This window comes from Streptomyces sp. NPDC001270 (assembly GCF_042896695.1).
GTDB lineage: Bacteria > Actinomycetota > Actinomycetes > Streptomycetales > Streptomycetaceae > Streptomyces.
Window position 1 is genome coordinate 1 of record NZ_JBIAXM010000098.1, and the last position, 1,296, is coordinate 1,296.

At 65.0% G+C, this 1,296-nt stretch carries 1 protein-coding gene; it reads right to left on the minus strand.

All coding sequences use genetic code 11. The annotated features are described in order from the left end of the window. The coding region (gene treS / locus ACFY2B_RS46115) for a maltose alpha-D-glucosyltransferase (protein ID WP_390769041.1) at positions 1-1,296 on the minus strand (1,296 nt) is incomplete at both ends.

A 1,296-nucleotide genomic window follows, 5' to 3' on the forward strand; every position in this document is an offset into this window, starting at 1 on the left:
GGCTGGGCGAAGCGGGAGAAGTTGTGGACGCACAGGACGAGGTCGTCGTCGTGTTCGCGGAGGAAGGCGAGGACTGCGGGGTTGGTGGAGGGGAGTTCGGTGTAGGTGCCGAGTCCGAAGGCGGGGTTCTGCTTGCGGATCTCGATCATGCGGCGGGTCCAGTGGAGCAGGGAGGAGGGGGAGGACATGGCGGCTTCGACGTTGGTGACCTGGTAGCCGTGGACGGGGTCCATGATGGTGGGGAGGTAGAGGCGGCCGGGGTCGCAGGAGGAGAAGCCGGCGTTGCGGTCGGGGGTCCATTGCATGGGGGTGCGGACGGCGTCGCGGTCGCCGAGCCAGATGTTGTCGCCCATGCCGATCTCGTCGCCGTAGTAGAGGATGGGGCTGCCGGGGAGGGAGAGGAGGAGGGCGGTGAAGAGTTCGATCTGGTTGCGGTCGTTGTCGAGGAGGGGGGCGAGGCGGCGGCGGATGCCGATGTTGGCGCGCATGCGGGGGTCTTTGGCGTATTCGGCCCACATGTAGTCGCGTTCTTCGTCGGTGACCATTTCGAGGGTGAGTTCGTCGTGGTTGCGCAGGAAGATGCCCCATTGGCAGGTGCGGGGGATGGCGGGGGTCTTGGCGAGGATTTCGGAGACGGGGTAGCGGGATTCGCGGCGTACGGCCATGAAGATGCGGGGCATGACGGGGAAGTGGAAGGCCATGTGGCATTCGTCGCCGCCGGTTCGGTAGTCGCCGAAGTAGTCGACGACGTCTTCGGGCCATTGGTTCGCTTCTGCGAGCAGGACCCGGTCGGGGTACTGGGCGTCGATTTCTTTGCGTACGCGTTTGAGGAAGTCGTGGGTGGCGGGCAGGTTCTCGCAGTTGGTGCCTTCTTGCTGGTAGAGGTAGGGCACGGCGTCGAGGCGGAAGCCGTCGATGCCGAGGTCGAGCCAGAAGCGGAGTGCGGCGAGGATTTCTTCCTGGACGGCGGGGTTGTCGTAGTTGAGGTCGGGCTGGTGGGAGAAGAAGCGGTGCCAGTAGTACTGGCCGCGTAGGGGGTCGTGGGTCCAGTTGGAGGCTTCGGTGTCGACGAAGATGATGCGGGCGTCGGGGTATTGCTTGTCGTCGTCGGCCCAGACGTAGTAGTCGCCGTAGGGTCCGTCGGGGTTGCGTCGTGATTCCTGGAACCAGGGGTGCTGGTCGCTGGTGTGGTTCATGACGAAGTCGATGATGACGCGCATGCCGCGTTGGTGGGCGGCGTCGACGAATTCGACGAAGTCGGCGAGGTCGCCGAATTCGGGGAGTACGGCGGTGTGG